The 17,253-nt window shown below is 64.4% G+C and carries 17 protein-coding genes; 9 read left to right on the top strand and 8 right to left on the bottom strand.

What is annotated here, in order from left to right:
- Positions 1 to 5: 5 nt before the first annotated feature.
- The 3 genes from ABH924_RS18030 to ABH924_RS18020 form a co-directional block, all read right to left on the bottom strand.
- Complete coding sequence (locus ABH924_RS18030) at positions 6 to 2,255, bottom strand: RNA degradosome polyphosphate kinase (RefSeq protein ID WP_234749021.1); 2,250 nt, start codon at positions 2,253 to 2,255, stop codon at positions 6 to 8.
- A gap of 104 nt (positions 2,256 to 2,359) precedes the next feature.
- Positions 2,360 to 3,331, bottom strand: coding sequence for a mycothiol synthase (gene mshD, locus ABH924_RS18025; RefSeq protein ID WP_234749022.1), 972 nt, complete (start codon positions 3,329 to 3,331; stop codon positions 2,360 to 2,362).
- Positions 3,332 to 3,585: 254 nt separating this feature from the next.
- Positions 3,586 to 4,284, bottom strand: coding sequence for a response regulator transcription factor (locus ABH924_RS18020; protein WP_234749023.1), 699 nt, complete (start codon positions 4,282 to 4,284; stop codon positions 3,586 to 3,588).
- Positions 4,285 to 4,600: 316 nt separating this feature from the next.
- Here ABH924_RS18020 and ABH924_RS18015 point away from each other — a divergent pair, with 316 nt between their 5' ends.
- The 7 genes from ABH924_RS18015 (at position 4,601) to ABH924_RS17985 (ending at position 10,673) form a co-directional block, all read left to right on the top strand.
- Positions 4,601 to 5,335 (top strand): permease, encoded by a 735-nt coding sequence (locus ABH924_RS18015; protein ID WP_404500998.1) that lies wholly within the window; start codon positions 4,601 to 4,603, stop codon positions 5,333 to 5,335.
- Positions 5,336 to 5,501: 166 nt separating this feature from the next.
- Positions 5,502 to 6,098, top strand: coding sequence for an FABP family protein (locus tag ABH924_RS18010; protein WP_404500996.1), 597 nt, complete (start codon positions 5,502 to 5,504; stop codon positions 6,096 to 6,098).
- Positions 6,099 to 6,188: 90 nt separating this feature from the next.
- The gene (locus ABH924_RS18005; RefSeq protein WP_404500994.1) at positions 6,189 to 6,911 is read left to right on the top strand and encodes a flavodoxin family protein; all 723 of its coding nucleotides are present in this window, start codon (positions 6,189 to 6,191) and stop codon (positions 6,909 to 6,911) included.
- A gap of 22 nt (positions 6,912 to 6,933) precedes the next feature.
- Positions 6,934 to 8,019 (top strand): YgfZ/GcvT domain-containing protein, encoded by a 1,086-nt coding sequence (locus ABH924_RS18000; protein WP_404500992.1) that lies wholly within the window; start codon positions 6,934 to 6,936, stop codon positions 8,017 to 8,019.
- The gene (locus tag ABH924_RS17995) at positions 8,016 to 8,429 is read left to right on the top strand and encodes an ankyrin repeat domain-containing protein (RefSeq protein ID WP_404500990.1); all 414 of its coding nucleotides are present in this window, start codon (positions 8,016 to 8,018) and stop codon (positions 8,427 to 8,429) included. Before ABH924_RS18000 ends, ABH924_RS17995 begins: the two co-directional genes overlap by 4 nt.
- A gap of 90 nt (positions 8,430 to 8,519) precedes the next feature.
- Complete coding sequence (locus tag ABH924_RS17990; protein ID WP_404500988.1) at positions 8,520 to 9,080, top strand: PadR family transcriptional regulator; 561 nt, start codon at positions 8,520 to 8,522, stop codon at positions 9,078 to 9,080.
- A 54-nt stretch (positions 9,081 to 9,134) separates the two neighbouring features.
- Positions 9,135 to 10,673 carry a DHA2 family efflux MFS transporter permease subunit gene (locus ABH924_RS17985; RefSeq protein WP_404500986.1) on the top strand — a complete coding sequence of 513 codons (1,539 nt, stop codon included), beginning with the start codon at positions 9,135 to 9,137 and terminating at the stop codon, positions 10,671 to 10,673.
- An 80-nt stretch (positions 10,674 to 10,753) separates the two neighbouring features.
- On the opposite strand, the gene ABH924_RS17980 is transcribed toward ABH924_RS17985, so the two are convergent.
- The 5 genes from ABH924_RS17980 to ABH924_RS17960 all read right to left on the bottom strand — a co-directional run bounded on the left by ABH924_RS17980 (position 10,754) and on the right by ABH924_RS17960 (position 14,891).
- Entirely contained in the window at positions 10,754 to 11,485 is a 732-nt protein-coding gene (locus tag ABH924_RS17980; RefSeq protein WP_404500984.1) for a GNAT family N-acetyltransferase, read from the bottom strand.
- Positions 11,486 to 11,567: 82 nt separating this feature from the next.
- Positions 11,568 to 12,593 carry an ATP-dependent 6-phosphofructokinase gene (locus ABH924_RS17975; protein WP_265979275.1) on the bottom strand — a complete coding sequence of 342 codons (1,026 nt, stop codon included), beginning with the start codon at positions 12,591 to 12,593 and terminating at the stop codon, positions 11,568 to 11,570.
- A gap of 257 nt (positions 12,594 to 12,850) precedes the next feature.
- Positions 12,851 to 13,108: a PspC domain-containing protein gene (locus ABH924_RS17970; protein ID WP_404500981.1), complete on the bottom strand. Its 258-nt coding sequence runs from the start codon at positions 13,106 to 13,108 to the stop codon at positions 12,851 to 12,853.
- 45 nt (positions 13,109 to 13,153) lie between these two features.
- Positions 13,154 to 13,456 carry a hypothetical protein gene (locus ABH924_RS17965; RefSeq protein ID WP_234749034.1) on the bottom strand — a complete coding sequence of 101 codons (303 nt, stop codon included), beginning with the start codon at positions 13,454 to 13,456 and terminating at the stop codon, positions 13,154 to 13,156.
- A gap of 1 nt (position 13,457) precedes the next feature.
- On the bottom strand, positions 13,458 to 14,891 hold the full coding sequence (locus ABH924_RS17960) for a PspC domain-containing protein (RefSeq protein WP_404500980.1): 1,434 nt from the start codon (positions 14,889 to 14,891) through the stop codon (positions 13,458 to 13,460).
- A gap of 125 nt (positions 14,892 to 15,016) precedes the next feature.
- Between ABH924_RS17960 and ABH924_RS17955 the strand changes: the two genes are divergently transcribed.
- Together ABH924_RS17955 and ABH924_RS17950 are read left to right on the top strand one after the other, a co-directional pair.
- Positions 15,017 to 16,393: a PspC domain-containing protein gene (locus tag ABH924_RS17955; RefSeq protein ID WP_404500979.1), complete on the top strand. Its 1,377-nt coding sequence runs from the start codon at positions 15,017 to 15,019 to the stop codon at positions 16,391 to 16,393.
- Entirely contained in the window at positions 16,390 to 17,091 is a 702-nt protein-coding gene (locus ABH924_RS17950) for a LuxR C-terminal-related transcriptional regulator (RefSeq protein WP_404500977.1), read from the top strand. The genes ABH924_RS17955 and ABH924_RS17950 overlap by 4 nt, the downstream gene beginning before the upstream one ends.
- Positions 17,092 to 17,253: the final 162 nt, after the last annotated feature.

Genomic DNA, 17,253 nt, shown 5'->3' with positions numbered 1-17,253 from the left:
GCTGCCTACCGCCGGGCAACTGCACGTTGGCGGGACCGGGAGGCAAGCAGCCAGGACTGGATGTCCAACAGCGGCGTGCCGTCTTCGGTCTGGTGGAACCTGGTCCAGTGGCCTTGGTTGTCGAGGTGCCAGCTGGCAGTGCCCGGGTCCATGTAACGGCGCAGCAGGTCCATGACCTCGGCTGTGTCTTCGCGGTTGGAGAGCTGCACCAAGGCCTCAACCCGGCGGTCGAGGTTACGGTGCATCATGTCCGCGGAGCCGATGTAGACCACGGGATCGTTGGCATTGGCGAAGGCAAACACGCGCGAGTGCTCCAGGAAGCGGCCCAGAACGGAGCGGACCGTGATGTTCTCGCTCAGTCCAGGCACCCCCGGGCGCAGCGAGCAGATGCCACGGACGATGACGTCAACCTTTACCCCGGCCTGCGACGCCCGGTAGAGGGCATCGATGGTGGCCTCGTCAACCATGGAGTTGACCTTGATCTGGACCTTGGCGGCGATCCCCGCGCGGGCGTTGCGGATCTCGGTCTCGATCCTGTCGATCAGCCCGGACCGCACCGAGCGCGGCGCCACGAGGAGCCGCTTGAAGGTTGACTTGGGGGCATACCCGGAGAGCTGGTTGAAGAGCTTGGACAGGTCCTCGCCCACCTGCTCATTGGAGGTCAACAAGCCAAGGTCCTCGTAGTAGCGGGCCGTCCGCGGGTGGTAGTTGCCTGTGCCGATATGGCAGTACCTGCGGAGTCCATCCACTTCCTGACGGACAACCAGCGACAACTTGCAGTGCGTCTTGAGTCCCACGATGCCGTACACCACGTGCACGCCGGCCTGCTCCAGTTTGCGGGCCCAGGAGATGTTGGCCTGCTCGTCAAAGCGGGCCTTGATCTCCACGAGGGCCAGGACCTGCTTGCCGGCCTCGGCGGCGTCGATCAGCGCGTCAACGATGGGGGAATCGCCGGAGGTGCGGTACAGGGTCTGCTTGATGGCCTGGACCTTGGGGTCGGCGGCCGCCTGCTCCAGGAAGGCCTGGACCGACGTCGAGAACGAGTCGTACGGGTGGTGCAGCAGGATGTCGCGGCGACGCATCGCCGCGAAGACGTTGGCGGCTTTGGAAGTCTCGGATTCGTTCAGGTACCGCGAGGTGTGGGGCACGTGCTTCGGGTAGTGGAGGTCGGCGCGGTCAATTCCGCCGATGACCGACAGGCCCCGGAGGTCCAGGGGAGCCGGAACGGAGTAGACCTCGGATTCCTCGACGCCGAGTTCCCGCACCAGGAGCGCACGGATGTTCGGGTTGATGTCGGTTGTGACCTCAAGCCGGACGGGCGGGCCGAAGCGGCGGCGCAGCAGTTCTTTTTCAAGTGCCTGCAGGAGGTTCTCCGCGTCGTCCTCTTCAACTTCCACGTCCTCGTTGCGGGTGACGCGGAAGGAGTGGTGCTCCATGACTTCCATTCCGGGGAACAGCTTGTCCAGATGCACCGCGATGACCTCTTCGAGCGCGATGAATCGTGCAACGCGGCCCGGGACCGCGCCGGCACGCGGTCCGTCGATCGAGACGAGCCGCGGCAGCTGGTCCGGAACTTTGACGCGGGCGAAGAGTTCCTTGTCGCTCACGGGGTTGCGGACAATCACGGCCAGGTTGAGGGAAAGACCGGAGATATAGGGGAAGGGGTGGGCAGGATCGACGGCGAGGGGGGTGAGGATCGGGAAGACCTTCTCGCCGAACATAATGCTCAAGCGGTGCTGGGCCTCGTCGTCGAGTTCGTCCCAGCGCATGAGGTGGATGTGCTCATAGGCCAGAGCGGGGCGGATCTGCTCGGCAAACACGCGCGCGTGGCGTTCCTGCAGCTTTCGGGCGGCATCGCCGATCTGCTCCAGGACTTCGATGGGGCTCAGCCCGGCGGGGGACGGTACCGCGAGTCCGGTCGCGATGCGGCGCTTCAAGCCGGCAACCCGCACCATGAAGAATTCATCCAGGTTCGAGGCGAAGATGGAGAGGAAATTGACCCGCTCCAGCAGGAAGAGGTCCGGATCCTCCGCGAGCTCAAGAACCCGGGAGTTGAAGGCGAGCCAGCTCAGCTCGCGGTCCAGGAAGCGGTCCGGAGTGATGTCGCCTTCCGGCTCGAGGGAGGGTGCAAATTCGGGAATGTCGATGCGGTCCTGAGTTGCCCGCGCAGCCGGGACTTCGGAAGATCCGAAGCGGGGAGGCAAGGTTGCGCCCTTGACCTCGGTTTTGGTGGTTCCTACCGGGTCCGGGTTCATCGGGCTCTCCTTCGTTCAGCGCGGGGGTTTGATTCAACCCTACAAGGATTCCACGTGCCGGAATCCTAGATTTCCTAGCCTTTCAGATACGCCTTGGTTCCGGGTTACTTCCGGCTTAACGGCGCATACATGACATCGACGTCCCAGCGTACGAAGCCTAGCTTCTGGTAAAGGGCGACTGCCGCGGTGTTGTCGGCGTCCACGTACAACATCACGGAGTGCAACTCGTGGCTCTGGAGATACCTGATTCCGGCGACGGTGAGCGCTTTGCCAAGCCCCAGACCCTGGGCCTCAGGCGTCACACCTACGACGTAGACCTCTCCGATGGCCGGATGGGGTCCTTGCCGGGGGTGCACTTTGGTCCAATGGAAGCCGAGCAGTTCCCCCGCCGGGTTCACGGCCAGCAGGAAACCTGCGGGATCGAACCAGTCCTCGGCCATCCGGGCTTCCAGGTCGGCCCTGGTCAGCGACCCTTGCTCGGGATGGTGGGCAAATGCCGCCCTGTTGGCGGCCAGCCAGGCGGACTCATCCTGACCCGGCACGAAGGCGCGCAGTGAGACTCCCTCAGGCAGGCCGGCGTCGGGCAGTTCCGCAGTGGAGGACATGAGCCGCATCTTCCACAATTCGCGCGCCGGGCCGTAGCCGTAGCGCGCCGCAAGTTCCGCGGCGGCCTCATGATTCCCATGGGACCAGGCGTTCAACCCCTCAAGACCGCGGCTGTCCCGGAGCGAGTCCAACAGCCTGCCTGCGACACCCTGGTTCCGGTAGCTGGGGTGCACTGCCATTTCCAGGACTCCGGTCCCGTCGTCCGCTTCAACCACGACGGCGATTCCCGCCAGATCCTGGCCGCTTGCGGGATCGGACTCCTCGTCCGGGGCATACAGGGCCAGTGCGAGCACCGAGTGGTCGCCGGCATCGGCTCCGCGCAGCATGACCAGGGTCTGTTCGGACAGCGGGGGATTGCCGTCCGACTCCTCGGCAGCAGCGGCGAGCGTCTTGATGTCTTTCAACAACTCGTTGTCCGACGCGCCTTTGACGACGAGGACGGGCCAGTTCTCCGGGTGCGCAGGGCTCATGCTGCAAGGCTATACGTCTCCGGCCGGTTTGGCGGGATGGATTTTGCGGGCACTGTCTTGGCCGTGTAAGGTCTATATCTCGTCCGGCTTCGCGAAGCAGGATACGAGGGGGATCCACCAGTGGGGTGGCCTCGATACGTTCGACCCGTATGTCCTCCACTCAAACACAGGGAAGGCCCGGACTCAGTGAGTCCGGGCCTTCCCTGTGTTTCAGAAGCGCTTTCAGAAGCTTGGGGTTTCGAAGGTTCGGAAGCCTAGGCCTCCGTGAGCTCGTCTTCCGGCAAGCGGACCAACGTCAACCGGTAGCCAACGTTGCGGACTGTGCTGATGAGGTTCTCGTGGTCCACGCCCAGCTTGGCACGCAGGCGCCGGACGTGAACGTCCACGGTGCGCGTGCCGCCGTAGTAGTCGTAGCCCCACACCTCGGTGAGAAGCTGCTGGCGCGTGAACACCCTGCCCGGGTGCTGGGCCAGGTACTTCAGGAGTTCGAACTCCTTGAAGGTCAGGTTGAGCGGCTGCCCGTTCACCCGCGCCGTATAGCTTGCCTCGTCGATCACGACGCCGGCCGCCCGGATTTCGGTGTTGGCCTCCTCTTCGCCGGGGATGGCACGGGCCACGGCCAGGCGGATCCGGGCTTCGACTTCGGCCGGCCCTGCGGAGTCGAGGACGATGTCATCCACGGACCAAGCGGAAGAGACGGCAGCCATGCCGCCTTCAGTGAGGATCAGGATCAGGGGGGCGCTCAGGCCCGTGGCTTTGAGCAGCTGGGTCAAGGAGCGGGCTCCCACGAGGTCCTTGCGGGCATCGAGGAAAACGACGTCGGTGGGGTCGGTTTCGAGCAACGCCGTTGGCTCTGCCGGAAGGATGTGGACCCGGTGGTTCAATAGCTCCAAGGCGGGCAGGATGTCTACCGACGAGCCGGTGCTGTTCGTCAGGAGCAGGATGTGCGACATAGTTCCTCCAATGGGCGGTCCGCGCATCATCGGGCGTCTGAACCGGGTTTCCACCGGCCGGTAGCTGCTTATGGGGCGTGGTTCCGTTGTAACGGAAGCGTTGCAACAAGAAGCGCTGTTGACAACCGAGTATACCCAAAGGCCTCTGCAACGTCAGGGATTCGTGTCACCTTCAACCCCTGTTTGCGACATATTTGTGCCGTATAAGGCAGGATTGGCAGGAGGTTGCTCGCAACCTGGAACAAAACGGGGCCCCTGGGCCCCCGTGAGGTCGAGGGCGCAGCGAGGTTACGGACACAGTGAGGTCAGGGGCGCAGTGAAGTCTTGGAGCATCGGGGTGGTCGGCCTCGTGGCGCTCGCGGTTTTCGTCGCCAGCTCTTACGGCCCCACGGAAGGGCTGGTCGCCGTCGGAATTCTGGCGTCGGCCGCGGTTGGCATCGGCTGGCCCCATTTTCTAGCGGTCCCCGCCAAGAAGACCCTCGCAGCGGTGATCGGGCTGAGCGGTGCTGGTTCAGCCCTGGCAGCCGGTTTCGTGCCAGCCCCCGGATTTCTCGACGCAACCCCCGCCTTCATCGCCGCAGGCGTGATCGCGGTGTTCGTCGTGCAGCTGATTCGCGGAACCGGTCAGGCCCAACGGCTCGAATCCACCCTTGGTAGCTGCGCCGGTGTCCTGCTGAGCTGCCTTGGCGCGGGCTGGATTGCGGGGGCGAGGTTCAACGGGATCAAGGAAATGGTGTTGGTCGCCGCTCTCAGCGCCGCGGTCGCCCTCCTCGCCGGCTTGTTGCGCTGGCCGGACCGGGTCGTGGCGCCTTTGGGCATCGTGGCGGCCGGGTTGGTCGCTCCGCTGGCAGGCCTGGTGTTCTCCAATATCGCGATCGTGGCCGCCATCGTGGTGGGCGTCGTCATCGGCTCCGTCTTGGTCAGTTTCCGTCGGATGGTGACGCTTCGGCTCGGCCGCCTGAATTTCCCGGCTGTCCTTGGAATGGGCGTCGCGCCCGTCTGGGCGGTTGGTGCCTTGTGCTACTTCATCGACAAACTACTCATCTACTAACAGTTAGGATGGCATCATGTCCGTACTTGCATTTGAAATCTTCTTCCTTGTCCTCCTCGGCCTGGCCAGCCTCTCGATGGCGTGGTTCGCTGGTTTTGTCGTTTACCGTCTCTTCAAGGGCCAGAAGTAGAGCTTCTGTACCTTCTGGTCCACTGAGGTAATTGCTGTGCCCATTGAAATCCCTTCCGACCTGACACCTGAATTGGTACCCCTTTCCTGGCTCATTGGTGAGTGGGAAGGCCGGGGACGGCTTGGAAGCGGTGAAGAAGACTCGGATCACTTCATCCAGCACGTCTCCTTTACCCACCACGGTCTGCCCTATCTGGAGTACCGGGCCGAAAGCTGGCTCAGCGACGAGGACGGCACCAAATTGCGGCCCCTCACCGTCGAAACGGGCTTCTGGGCCCTGGAGCGGAAAATGCTCGACGCCGACGGCGGCCCGGGCTTGATTCCCGCGGAGATGGTGCCCGTTTTGAAGACGGCCGACGACGTCGAGGCCCACCGGAACGAGGACGGCGGGTTCGACATCGCTGTGACGATCGCCCATCCCGGTGGCATCAGCGAGCTGTACTACGGCCAGATCAAGGGGCCGCAGATCCAGCTGAGCACAGATATGGTGATGCGCGGCGGCCACTCGAAGGAATACACTGCGGCCACGCGCATCTTCGGCCTCGTGGATGGCAATCTGTTGTGGCGCTGGGATGTGTCCACTCCGGGCAAGTCGCTCGAGGCCCATGCTTCGGCTTTCCTGAGCAAGCTCTAGTAGAAGGGCTTGTTCCCTGGCTTCAAGGTCTCACCGAAGAGACCTCACTGAACGTCCCGTTTAGCAGTCCGAACCAAAGGGGAGTAGCAAGTGAACGAAGCAACAAAACCCGCCGGCTATGACGATCTCAAGGCCGTGTTTTTCAACGGGACGCTCAAGCCATCCCCGCAAGTGAGCAATACCGACGGACTGATAGCCATCAGCCGGCGCATCATGGAGAAGCAGGGCGTCAGCACGGGGGTGATCCGCACGGTTGACCACGATATTGCCGCCGGCGTGTATCCGGACATGCGCGAACATGGCTGGGCCACGGATGAATGGCCTGAGTTGTATCCGGCTGTGCTGGAGGCCGACATCGTGGTGGTGGCCGGTCCTATCTGGCTTGGCGATAACTCCTCCCAGACCAAGAAGCTCATCGAGCGGCTCTACGCCCATTCGGGCCAGCTCAACAGCAAAGGGCAGTGGGCCTACTATCCAAAAGTCGGCGGCTGCCTCATCACTGGCAACGAGGACGGCATCAAACATTGCGCCATGAACGTCCTGTACAGCCTCCAGCACGTCGGCTTCACCATTCCGCCCCAGGCCGATGCCGGCTGGATCGGTGCGGTCGGCCCCGGACCCAGCTACCTCGACGAAGGATCCGGTGGCCCTGAAAGCGACTTCACCAACCGGAACACCACCTTCATGACCTGGAACCTGCTCCACTACGCGCGGATGCTCAAGGACGTGGGCGGCATTCCTGCCTACGGCAATCTCCCGGATGAATGGAAAGCCGGCACGCGCTTCGATTTTGAAAATCCGGAATACCGCTGAGCCCCAAGGACTTCTACTACATATGACTTACAAGAGCCCCCTATTGTCGCGCCCCGGAGCTGTAGAAGGCGGCGGCGAGGACTCCGGCGTCGCGGCCCACTACGGCGAACCCCTGCGGGAGCAGCGCGCACTCGCCGCCGGCACCGCCGTCGTCGATCTTTCCTATCGGGGCGTTGTCACCGTCACCGGCCCCGACCGCCTGAGCTGGCTCAACACTCTTTCCTCGCAGCAACTGACCAACCTCCAGCCGCGCGTCTCAAGCGAACTGCTGCTCCTCACCATCCAGGGCCGCATCGAATTCGACGCCCGCGTGGTGGACGACGGCGAGACCACCTGGCTGCTGGTCGAGGGCGCCGAGTCTGCCCCGCTGGCGGAGTGGCTCGACAAAATGCGGTTCATGTTGCGCGTCGAGGTGGCCGACGTGTCGGCCGATTGGGCCGTCGTCGGCTCCACCAAGCCCGTTGGCGCCTGGTCCGGACGGCTCGTCTGGGAGGACCCGTGGCCGCACATCGGCGTCGGCGGCTATTCCTACAGCGTGGTGGAGGAAAGTTCCCATCCCGGCCTTGAGCGTCCCTGGTTCGAGTACCTCATTCCCGCGGACGAGCTTGAAGCGGCCGTTGAGGGCATGGCCCTCGCCGGCTCGTTGGCCGCGGAGGCGCTCCGCATCGCCGCCTGGCGTCCCAGGCTCGGCGCGGAGACGGACGAGAAGACCATTCCGCACGAACTCGATCTCCTGCGGACCTCGGTCCACTTGTCCAAAGGCTGCTACAAGGGCCAGGAGACCATCGCCCGCGTCCACAACCTGGGACACCCGCCCCGGCGGCTCGTTTTCCTGCAATTGGACGGCTCGCAGCACACCCTCCCGGCGCCGGGCAGCGTCGTATTTGCCGGAGAGCGCAAGGTGGGTACGCTGACATCCGTGGCCCAGCATTTCGAAATGGGGGCCGTAGGACTGGCGCTTATCAAACGGTCTGTGGACCCGCAGGAAGTGCTGACCGTGCTGGACGGTGAGGAGCCTTATCCGGCCGCCCAGGAAGTAATCGTTGCGCCCGACGCCGGACAGGTCGTGGGGCGCCAGACTGGATTCCTGAAGGGACCCCATCGATGAGCGAAACGACGGGCGCCGAAGCCCAAGCGACGGGTGCCGATGACGAGGCCATTGCTTTGGCGCACACTTTGTTCGACGCTGCCAGGGAAGGCAACTCGGAAGTCCTGCGCAGCTACCTCAACGCCGGCGCGCCGGCTGGAATGCGGACAGCCGCGGGCGACTCGCTCCTGATGCTGGCCGCATACCATGGCCACGCTGAAACCGTTCAGCTTCTGCTGTACCACGGTGCCGACGCAAACGGAGCGAATGACCGTGGCCAGACTCCGCTGGCCGGCGCAGTTTTCAAGGGTTACACGGAGGTGGCCCGGGTGTTGATCGACGCCGGGGCCGATCCCGACGCCGGTGCGCCGACAGCGCGCGAGGCCGCCCGGATGTTTGCGCGCACGGAGATACTCGGACTGCTCGGATAGCATTGACGGCCTCGCCGAGGCGGGTGTCTTGCGATCATATATTCCATGTGGAATAGTTGTTGTGGAATAGTTCGTACGGAGGATGGGGACATGGCACGAGCCGCACTGACTCCACTTGGCGTCGCTGCATTGGCCCTCCTTGTCGAGGCGCCGATGCATCCTTACGAGATGTACCAGCTCCTGATGGCCCGCCATGAGGACCGCTTGGTCAAAGTCCGGCCGGGTACGCTCTACCACGCAGTCGGTCGCCTCGAAGAGGCGGGTTTGGTCGAGTCCACAGGCATTGACCGTGCCGGCAACCGACCCGAGCGCACCACTTACCGAATCACGGGAACCGGCAGGGAAGCGCTGACCGAGCGCCTCCAGAACATGCTGGCGGAACCCGTGGACGAATACCCGGTCTTCCCCCACGCGATCGCCGAGGCACACAACCTGCCGTCCGGCGTCGTACTCGAACTCCTCGACCACCGCCTGGCCAACCTGGAAAACCAACTCGACTTCCTGGTCCGCGGTGAAGAAGCTGTCGCTGCAAAAGGCGTCGAGCCCAAGTTCTGGATCGACGTCAAGTACCAACAGACCATGCTGCGGACGGAAATCGACTGGATACGCAGCTTCCAAAATGATCTCCGCAGCGGGCAGTTGCCATGGTGACCGCCCATCCCACGCACCACCTTGCAAGAAATTCAGCACAGTCAAAGGAAACCCATGGAAAACGTAGCTAAACCGTGGCCCGCACTGTGGTCCCTCGTGGTCGGGTTCTTCATGATCCTGATCGACACCACCATTGTTTCCGTGGCGAACCCACGGATCATGGAAGGCCTGCATACCGATATCAACGCCGTCATCTGGGTGACGAGCGCATACCTCCTCGCCTACGCCGTGCCGTTGCTGATCACCGGAAGGCTCGGTGACCGCTTCGGGCCCAAGAACCTCTACCTGATCGGCCTCGTGGTCTTCACCCTGGCTTCGTTGTGGTGCGGCCTCTCGGGCGATATCGGCATGCTGATCGCGGCCCGGGTGGTTCAGGGCATCGGCGCGGCCATGATGACGCCTCAAACCATGGCCGTCATCACCCGGATCTTCCCGCCGGACCACCGCGGCGCGGCCATGGGCCTCTGGGGAGCCACGGCTGGCATGGCCATCCTTGTCGGTCCGATCCTCGGCGGCGTGTTGGTTGACGGCCTCGGCTGGCAGTGGATCTTCTTCGTCAACGTTCCCATCGGCGTCGTTGCCTTCGTCCTCGTTACCCGGCTGGTACCGAAGCTGACCACGCACAGTCACAAGTTCGACGTCCTGGGTGTGCTGCTGTCCGCAGCAGGCATGTTCCTGCTGGTGTTCGGTATCCAGGAAGGCCAAAGTTACAAGTGGGGCACCGTCACCGGACCCATTACCGTGTGGGGACTGATCATCACCGGGCTCGTTGTCCTTGCCGTGTTCGTGTTGTGGCAGTGGCTCCTGGAGCGCCGCGGCGGCGAACCCCTGCTGCCGTTGGGCCTGTTCAAGGACCGCAACTTCTCCTTGGGCAACACCACCATCATGGCGATGGGCTTCACCATCACAGCGTTCCCGTTGCCCACTATTTTCTACTACCAGGTAGTCCGCGGTTTGTCCCCGACGCAGTCCGCTTTGCTCATGATCCCCATGGCCGTGATCTCCGGTGCGCTCGCGCCTTTCGTTGGCAAGCTGATCGACCGCATCAACCCTCGCTGGTTCGCCGCCTTCGGCCTCGTCTGCCTGTCCGGCGCACTCTTCTGGACCTCGACCCTCCTGAAGCCGGACACCCCCATCTGGATGTTCCTGCTGCCCAGCGCCCTCCAGGGTGTGGCCAACGGCTTCATTTGGGGACCGGTCTCCAACGCGACTACCCGCAACCTCCCGCCGCGCTCGGCCGGAGCCGGTTCCGGTGTCTTCAACACGACGCGCCAGATCGGTGCGGTGCTGGGATCGGCCGCGATTGCTGCCTTGATCCAGTCCCGGCTCGCGGCCGAGTTGCCCGCGGCCCCGCCAGGTGCCGCCCCGGCAGGCGAAAGTGGATTCGCCGGCAAGTTGCCTGAATTCCTGCATGACGGCTTCTCGACGGCGATGAGCCAGTCGGTCCTGCTGCCGGCCTTTGCGATTCTGCTGGGCGCAGTAGCGGCGTTGTTGTTCGGCAAGCCCAAAGCCGTCCAGGGTTGGGGTTCCCCGGCTGCCGCAGCTACGTCCGAGGCAGGTTCCCCGGCGGACAGCAGCCAGGGAAGGCGTTAGTCCCGCGCGAACTGGCAGACGATGCCCTCAAAATGCGATTTTGAGGGCATCCTCTGCCAACTCGCGGCAGAGAGAGGGCGTTAGCGGAGCAGCACGGAAGTCTGGATGCCGCCGTCGACGAATCCCAGCCTTCGGGCCAAGGCCATGGATCCCCGGTTGTCCAGCGCGGTCCGCCATTGCAGCGTCAGGCCGGAGGCTAGTGCCTCGTGGGCGGCGATCGAGGCAGCCAGGGTTCCGAGCCCTTGCCGCCGAAATTCCGGCGGCACCAGGACGCCCATGTCTGCGAGGATCCCCTGCCACTCCGCATAGGCGCCGCAGGCCACCGGTTTGCGGTCCGGTTCGTTGCCATCCATCACGGTGAAATGGTGGTCCATCCTTGAGAGGTGGACTTCGTTGACGTCGTCCGGAGGGCATCTGCCCTCCAACTCGATCGCCTCGGGATGACCGTGGGAGACGGTGACTTCGCCGCCCGGCTGGAAAAGGGGAAGGTCGTCGGCGAACAGCAGCGCCGACGTCCCGAGCCCGTGGCCACCGTGTTCGCGGCTGATCCGCAACAGTGCGGAATGCTCGCTCAGTTGATCGTCCGAGAGCTCGACGGCGGCGGCCGCCGCCCATGCCGGAGCTACTAATGCGGAGCGGCCAAAGAGCCTCACGAACGTAATGGATTCGGCGTCTTCGTCTTCCCGGACCAACCGCTCCCCGTTGCGGGCAGCAGGTGAGCCGGAGACGAAACTGAAGGCCTCGTCGTCGAACCCTAAATGTCGGGCCCAGGCCAGCAGCACAATTTCCGCCGAGCCCGCATCAAGTTCCATGACATCGAGTCTATGCAGTCCCTGGTAAGGAAGGAGCAGGCATGTACCTGGTGGTACCCGCCTGCTCCTTTGAAGAACCGGCTCAGCCGAACAGCACCGCGGCTTCGTCGTAGCGGTTTTGGGGGACGGTCTTGAGCTTGCCGAGGGCAGCTTCGAAGCCCACGTGCTCGATGTCCGTGCCCTTGAGGGCCACCATGGTTCCCCAGCGGCCTTCCACGACGGAATCGATGGCTGCCATGCCCAAACGGGTAGCCAGGACGCGGTCAAAAGCCGAGGGGACGCCGCCGCGCTGGATGTGGCCGAGGATCGTGGCGCGGGTCTCGATGCCGGTGCGGGCTTCGATTTCCGGAGCGAGCTGGTCCGCGATCCCACCCAGGCGGGGCCGGCCGAAGGTATCGAGGCCGCGTTCGGAGTGCGGGGAATCCATGTGGTCGGGAACAAAACCCTCGGCCACAACAATCAACGGTGCACGGCCACGATCGTGGGCCTCCTGGACCCACTCGGTGATCTGCTCGATGCTGACTTTCTGCTCGGGGATCAGGATGGCGTGCGCGCCGGCGGCCATGCCCGCGTGCAGGGCGATCCAGCCCACGTGGCGGCCCATGACCTCGGCGATCATGCAGCGGTGGTGGGATTCTCCGGTGGTGCGCAGCCGGTCGATGGCCTCAGTGGCGATCTGGACGGCGGTGTCGAAACCGAAGGTGTAGTCGGTGGCGTCGAGGTCGTTGTCGACAGTCTTGGGGACGCCTACGATCTTCAAGCCGGCGTCGGTAAGGCGCTTCGCGGCGGCCAGGGTGCCTTCGCCGCCGATGGCAATGATGGCATCGATGCCGAGGCGGTCCATGTGGGCCTTGATGACGTCCGGCCCGCCGCCGTTCTCGAACGGGTTGGTGCGGGACGTGCCGAGGATGGTTCCACCCTGCTTGGCGATACCGCGGACCATGGTGCGGGGAATGTCGATGACGTCGCCCTCCACGACGCCTCGCCAACCGTCCCGGAAACCGACGAATTCCTGGCCGTGAATGGCAATTCCCTTGAGGACGGCGCCGCGGATGACGGCGTTAAGTCCGGGGCAGTCGCCACCGCTGGTAAGGATTCCAATTTTCATGAGGGCTCAAATCCTGGCTAGGAGGTATACGTGCAGAGCGCCACGCTGAGCTCACAACGATTGTAGGGGGCAATGTGGGGTGGGACACAAACATGACCGTCGCCGGGGATGAGACTTTTGAAACAACTTGGAAATTGGACGGGCAAGCCTGGACTAAATGACCGGCTTATTGAACTTGGCTTAACAAGCCCAGCGCCCCGCCGCGTTGGCGGAGCGTTGGTGAACTTGCAGGCCCGTAAACCCGGGGCCGGGCTGTGCTAGTTCCTGCCTTGCGAACGCTGGGTGAGGAAAGATTCCAGCGCAATGGTGCCGCTTTGGTTGGGAAGCAGCAGCCATGCCACCACGTAGATCACGACGGCGGGTCCGGGTAGCAGGCAGAAGATCAGGTAGCCAATCCGGACGTAGGCCACGTCCACACTGAGTTTGGCGGCAATGCCACCGCAAACCCCTCCGATCAAACGCTGCGGACCGCGCTTAAGGCCGATGCCCCGTACGATGCTGAAGAACTTGTTCATGGCTAGAGCCTTCCCTGTTGTGGCTGCTTTGTCACGTGCTGCTTGCTAGCGGTGGTCGGAATCGGCGGCGCCGGCTCCGGAGTCCGGGCCGGATCCGCTGCCCTTTCGGGAGCGGGCCGACACCAGGCCTCCGATCACGAGTGCCGCGCCGGCCCCGATCATGAGCCCGATCAGCACATAGTTGCCGTTGAGCGCCACGAGGCCGAGCTTGGAAATGATGATCAAAGCTGCGAGTGCCACGACAATCAGCCCCCAGACCACCGTACTCACCCTTGCCCGTGCGGCTTGCGCCGTGGGTTCGGGTGCGGGCGTCGCTTCAAATGGCCGCGTGGGTTCGTGCGTGCTCATGTCAGTTTCCTTCCTGGACGGTGACGTTGCTGAAGGTGCCGTTAAGTTTGACGACCAGCTTGGCGCCGGGCTTGTCCGTGTTGAAGCTGTCCCGGGTACCACCGTTGCTTTGGGTGACGGCGCTACCGTCCTGCTTGAGGTTCGCGAAGGTCATGTCTGCTTGGACCTCCACCGGCACGGTCGCGGGGATGAGGAGCTTGATGTTGCTTGCGGTCACGTCCATCGGAACCACGACGTCGGAACCCAGCGGTGCGCTCAGGTTCAGCTTGGTCAAGTCAACGGTCCCGTTGGCCCCGGTAATGTCGAAGCCTTTGCGGGCATCGTCGATGCTCACGGGATTCCATTGGGCATTCTGGAGACGGAAGTGGTCTGCGCTGGGGGCGATATTGAATATGCCCCCGATCACCAGCGTCGCAACGGCCAGGAAGCCGAGCAGCCCCGATGTGCGGCCACGAAGTCCCGCGACGAGGATGCCGAGGCCGAGGACTGCGGCGCCCGTTGCCCAGACCACCGCGTTGGCGGCGTCGCCCAAGTGGATGACGTTGCCGGCGTCGAGCAGTTTGAGCGTTCCGCCGGCCAGCAGGGCTGCCCCCGCTGAGACCGCAACGATAGCCGCGCCCGGTCCCTGCCGCCTCGGCCGCTCGGGGCGGTTGGGTACGCCAGCCGGCGGGTAGGGCCCCGCGGGATTGACGGGTCCCGAGGGGGTTGCGGCCCCTCCGGTCCCGTAACCACCGGCACTATATGGACCTGCGCTGTAAGGGCCGGCTGGATAGCCTGCCGAGCCATGGGTGCCCGCCCCGCCAGGGGAACCTGGAGCGGCCGCGTAGTTGTGTGTGCCCATGGTCTGCCTTCCGTTGCGGGATTTGCTGCGCTGGACCAGGAAGTAGACCAGGTAGATGATGCCGCCTACCCAGAACAGCGTCCACAGGACTCCAGGAACGCCGTTCCAGCCCCATCCCCAGAAGCCGTGGCCGAGGCTGGGCAATCCGATGATGGTTGTGATAAGGGCGCCGGTCATGCCTGCGGACCAACGCCCTGCACCGGCCTCCTGGGCGTGGATGCGGCCATCGGGTTCGGGCAGGAGGGCCCAGGCGACGCCGTAGAGCAGGATGCCGATGCCGGCGAAGAGGGTGAGGACGATGAAGATGCCGCGGACGATCAAAGGATCGATGCCGAAGCGGTGGGCGATGCCGCTGGCCACGCCGCCCATCCACCGGTCCCGGCCACGGCTGATGCCTTGGCTGCGGATCCAGTTGAAGAAGTTCTGCGGGGGAGCGGGAACGGCGTAGTTCGGTGCCGCGCCGCCGGTGGGGCCGGCGTTTGGCTGGACCGGTTCTTCCGGCGAGCCCGTTCCGGCCGGCTGGCTGGATTCTGCAGGTTGTCCGGGCTCCGCTGCTTGTCCGGAGTCCTCGGGATTCATGCTGTTCGCGTTCATACTTCGATCTTGCCGCCTGGCGACGTCGCCCTCTATTGGGGGATACCCTGAACGTTCCCTGAGTGGCCCCCTGAGATGCCCTGGCTTCGATCGCAGAAGGCCCTGATACGTGTTTGGATGGATTCATGACAACCGCCATCCAACGCCCGCCGCTGGTCCGGAGCAGCGACCGGGTAATTGCCGGCGTGTGCAGCGGCCTGGCGGACCACCTTGGCTGGCCTGTGAAGTACATCCGGCTCGGTATGGTCCTTGCCTCGTTCGCCGGCGGCGCGGGCCTGGCCTTCTACGCCTGGCTGTGGGTCATGGTGCCCACCGCCGACGAAAGCGCCCGCCGCAATAGCCGCCGGCCGGTGTCGCCCATTGCTCCCGCGGTGAGCATGCCTCCATCGGTGAGCATGCCTCCCTCGGTGAGTATGCCTCCTGAAGTACCAGCGCCCGACGGCGGCGCGCGGCCGCGGCCGCTGTCCAGCCCGGCTCCCGTCTTCGGCTCCTGGTTCAGGATTCGGCGCATCCAGTACGGGAAAGAGATCCTCCTGGGAGCCGGCCTGCTCCTGGTGGCCGCCATCCTCATCGCCCGGCAGTTCGGCGTCGAGGTCCCTCTCGGCACGCTGATCCCGGCGGCAGCCATACTCGGCGGAGCGGCGATCGCGTGGATGCAGCTGGACGAGACCCGCCGGGCCGGACTGGTGGACAAGACCAAGGCGGACCAAGCCGGCGGCTGGGTCCGCCTTGCTGCGGGCCTGGCGCTGGTGGTTGCCGGTGTGTTGGTCATGGTGTCCGGTTCCGGTTCATGGGAGCAGACATGGCTCGCGCTGCTGGCTTCCATCGCAGTGCTGGGCGGCGTCGCGCTGGTGCTGCTGCCGTGGGGCCTGAAGTTCTGGAAGGACCTTGAGACTGAGCGGGCGGCGCGGGTTCGCGAGACGGAGCGGGCGGAGATTGCCGCCCACTTGCACGACTCGGTACTCCAGACGCTCGCCTTGATCCAGCGCCGGGCAGGTTCCGAGCAGGACGTGGTCCGCCTCGCCCGTGCCCAGGAGCGTGAACTGCGCACCTGGCTGTACCGGGACGCCGCCAAGGATGCGGGACTCCTGGCGGAGCGGATTGCCGCGGCCGCAGCCGAAGTGGAGGACGCCCACGGACACGCTGTCGACGTCGTCAGCGTGGGAGACGCCGCCATGACGGACAGGCACGAAGCCCTCGTCCTGGCGGCCCGGGAGGCCATGCACAATGCTGCCCGGCACGGCGGCGGAGCCGTGTCCGTCTATCTCGAGAGCTCGGACACGGGCAGCGAAGTTTTTGTCAGGGACCGCGGACCCGGCTTTGACCCGGATGCCGTCCCGGAAGACCGGCTCGGAGTCAAGGAATCAATCATCGGACGGATGAAACGCCACGGCGGCACTGCGGTCATCAGCAGTGGCTCCGAGGGCACGGAAGTCCGCCTGAAACTGCCCGTCGAGGGCGCCGACAAAGCAGAGAACCGAAACGGAGAAGCCAAAGCATGAACGGCACCCCAGAAGAGATCAAGCCGGAGCAGGTCGTAGCCGGGCAAGTGCCGCGGAAGGTTCGCGTGGTGATCGTGGACGATCATGCCATCTTCCGGTCCGGGCTGAAGGCCGACCTCGATTCCAGGATCGACGTCGCGGGCGAAGCCGGAACAGTGGAACAAGCCATCGCCGTGATTGCCGAGGTTCACCCGGAAGTGGTGTTGCTTGACGTCCATTTGCCCGGCGGCCTTGGCGGTGGCGGGCGGGAGGTCATCAGCGCATCCTCTCCGATGCGCGGGAACACGAGCTTCCTGGCCTTGAGCGTCTCGGACGCCGCCGAGGACGTCGTCGCCGTCATTCGGGCCGGGGCCCGTGGCTATGTCACCAAGACCATTTCCGGCCCCGAGATCTCCGATGCCGTGATCCGCGTGGCCGACGGTGACGCCGTCTTCTCGCCGAGGCTTGCGGGATTTGTCCTGGACGCGTTCGGAACCTCCCCGGCCGAGATCGCCGACGACGAATTGGACCGGCTCTCCGCGAGGGAATTGGAAGTCATGCGCCTCATCGCCCGGGGCTACAGCTACAAGGAGGTGGCCAAGGAACTGTTCATTTCCATCAAGACCGTGGAAACCCACGTCTCCGCGGTGCTCCGCAAACTCCAGCTCTCCAGCCGCCACGAACTGACCAAGTGGGCCGCCGAGCGCCGCCTCCTCTGACGCCCGCTCACCTATGGCGGCTTAAACCCAAACGCCCGCTCACCTTTGGCGGCTTAAACCCAAACGCCCCCTCATCGTCAAGCTGGTTGTGAGTCATTCATGACCTGTTGATTGAAGGAGCCGGCGATGGCCGTTGATAACAAGGGTTTCACGCGTGAAGAG

The sequence above is a fragment of the Arthrobacter sp. GAS37 genome, from assembly GCF_044908325.1.
Lineage (GTDB): Bacteria > Actinomycetota > Actinomycetes > Actinomycetales > Micrococcaceae > Arthrobacter > Arthrobacter ramosus.
Note: the sequence above shows the minus strand (reverse complement) of the source record. Positions and strands in the feature narration are given on the sequence as shown.

Coding starts and splice junctions, on each gene's coding strand:
- ABH924_RS18030 (WP_234749021.1), bottom strand. CDS start 2,255: ATGAACCCGGACCCGGTAGGAACCACCAAAACCGAGGTCAAGGGCGCA.
- mshD (WP_234749022.1), bottom strand. CDS start 3,331: ATGAGCCCTGCGCACCCGGAGAACTGGCCCGTCCTCGTCGTCAAAGGC.
- ABH924_RS18020 (WP_234749023.1), bottom strand. CDS start 4,284: ATGTCGCACATCCTGCTCCTGACGAACAGCACCGGCTCGTCGGTAGAC.
- ABH924_RS18000 (WP_404500992.1), top strand. CDS start 6,934: ATGACTTACAAGAGCCCCCTATTGTCGCGCCCCGGAGCTGTAGAAGGC.
- ABH924_RS17995 (WP_404500990.1), top strand. CDS start 8,016: ATGAGCGAAACGACGGGCGCCGAAGCCCAAGCGACGGGTGCCGATGAC.
- ABH924_RS17990 (WP_404500988.1), top strand. CDS start 8,520: ATGGCACGAGCCGCACTGACTCCACTTGGCGTCGCTGCATTGGCCCTC.
- ABH924_RS17985 (WP_404500986.1), top strand. CDS start 9,135: ATGGAAAACGTAGCTAAACCGTGGCCCGCACTGTGGTCCCTCGTGGTC.
- ABH924_RS17980 (WP_404500984.1), bottom strand. CDS start 11,485: ATGGAACTTGATGCGGGCTCGGCGGAAATTGTGCTGCTGGCCTGGGCC.
- ABH924_RS17975 (WP_265979275.1), bottom strand. CDS start 12,593: ATGAAAATTGGAATCCTTACCAGCGGTGGCGACTGCCCCGGACTTAAC.
- ABH924_RS17970 (WP_404500981.1), bottom strand. CDS start 13,108: ATGAACAAGTTCTTCAGCATCGTACGGGGCATCGGCCTTAAGCGCGGT.
- ABH924_RS17965 (WP_234749034.1), bottom strand. CDS start 13,456: ATGAGCACGCACGAACCCACGCGGCCATTTGAAGCGACGCCCGCACCC.
- ABH924_RS17960 (WP_404500980.1), bottom strand. CDS start 14,891: ATGAACGCGAACAGCATGAATCCCGAGGACTCCGGACAAGCAGCGGAG.
- ABH924_RS17955 (WP_404500979.1), top strand. CDS start 15,017: ATGACAACCGCCATCCAACGCCCGCCGCTGGTCCGGAGCAGCGACCGG.
- ABH924_RS17950 (WP_404500977.1), top strand. CDS start 16,390: ATGAACGGCACCCCAGAAGAGATCAAGCCGGAGCAGGTCGTAGCCGGG.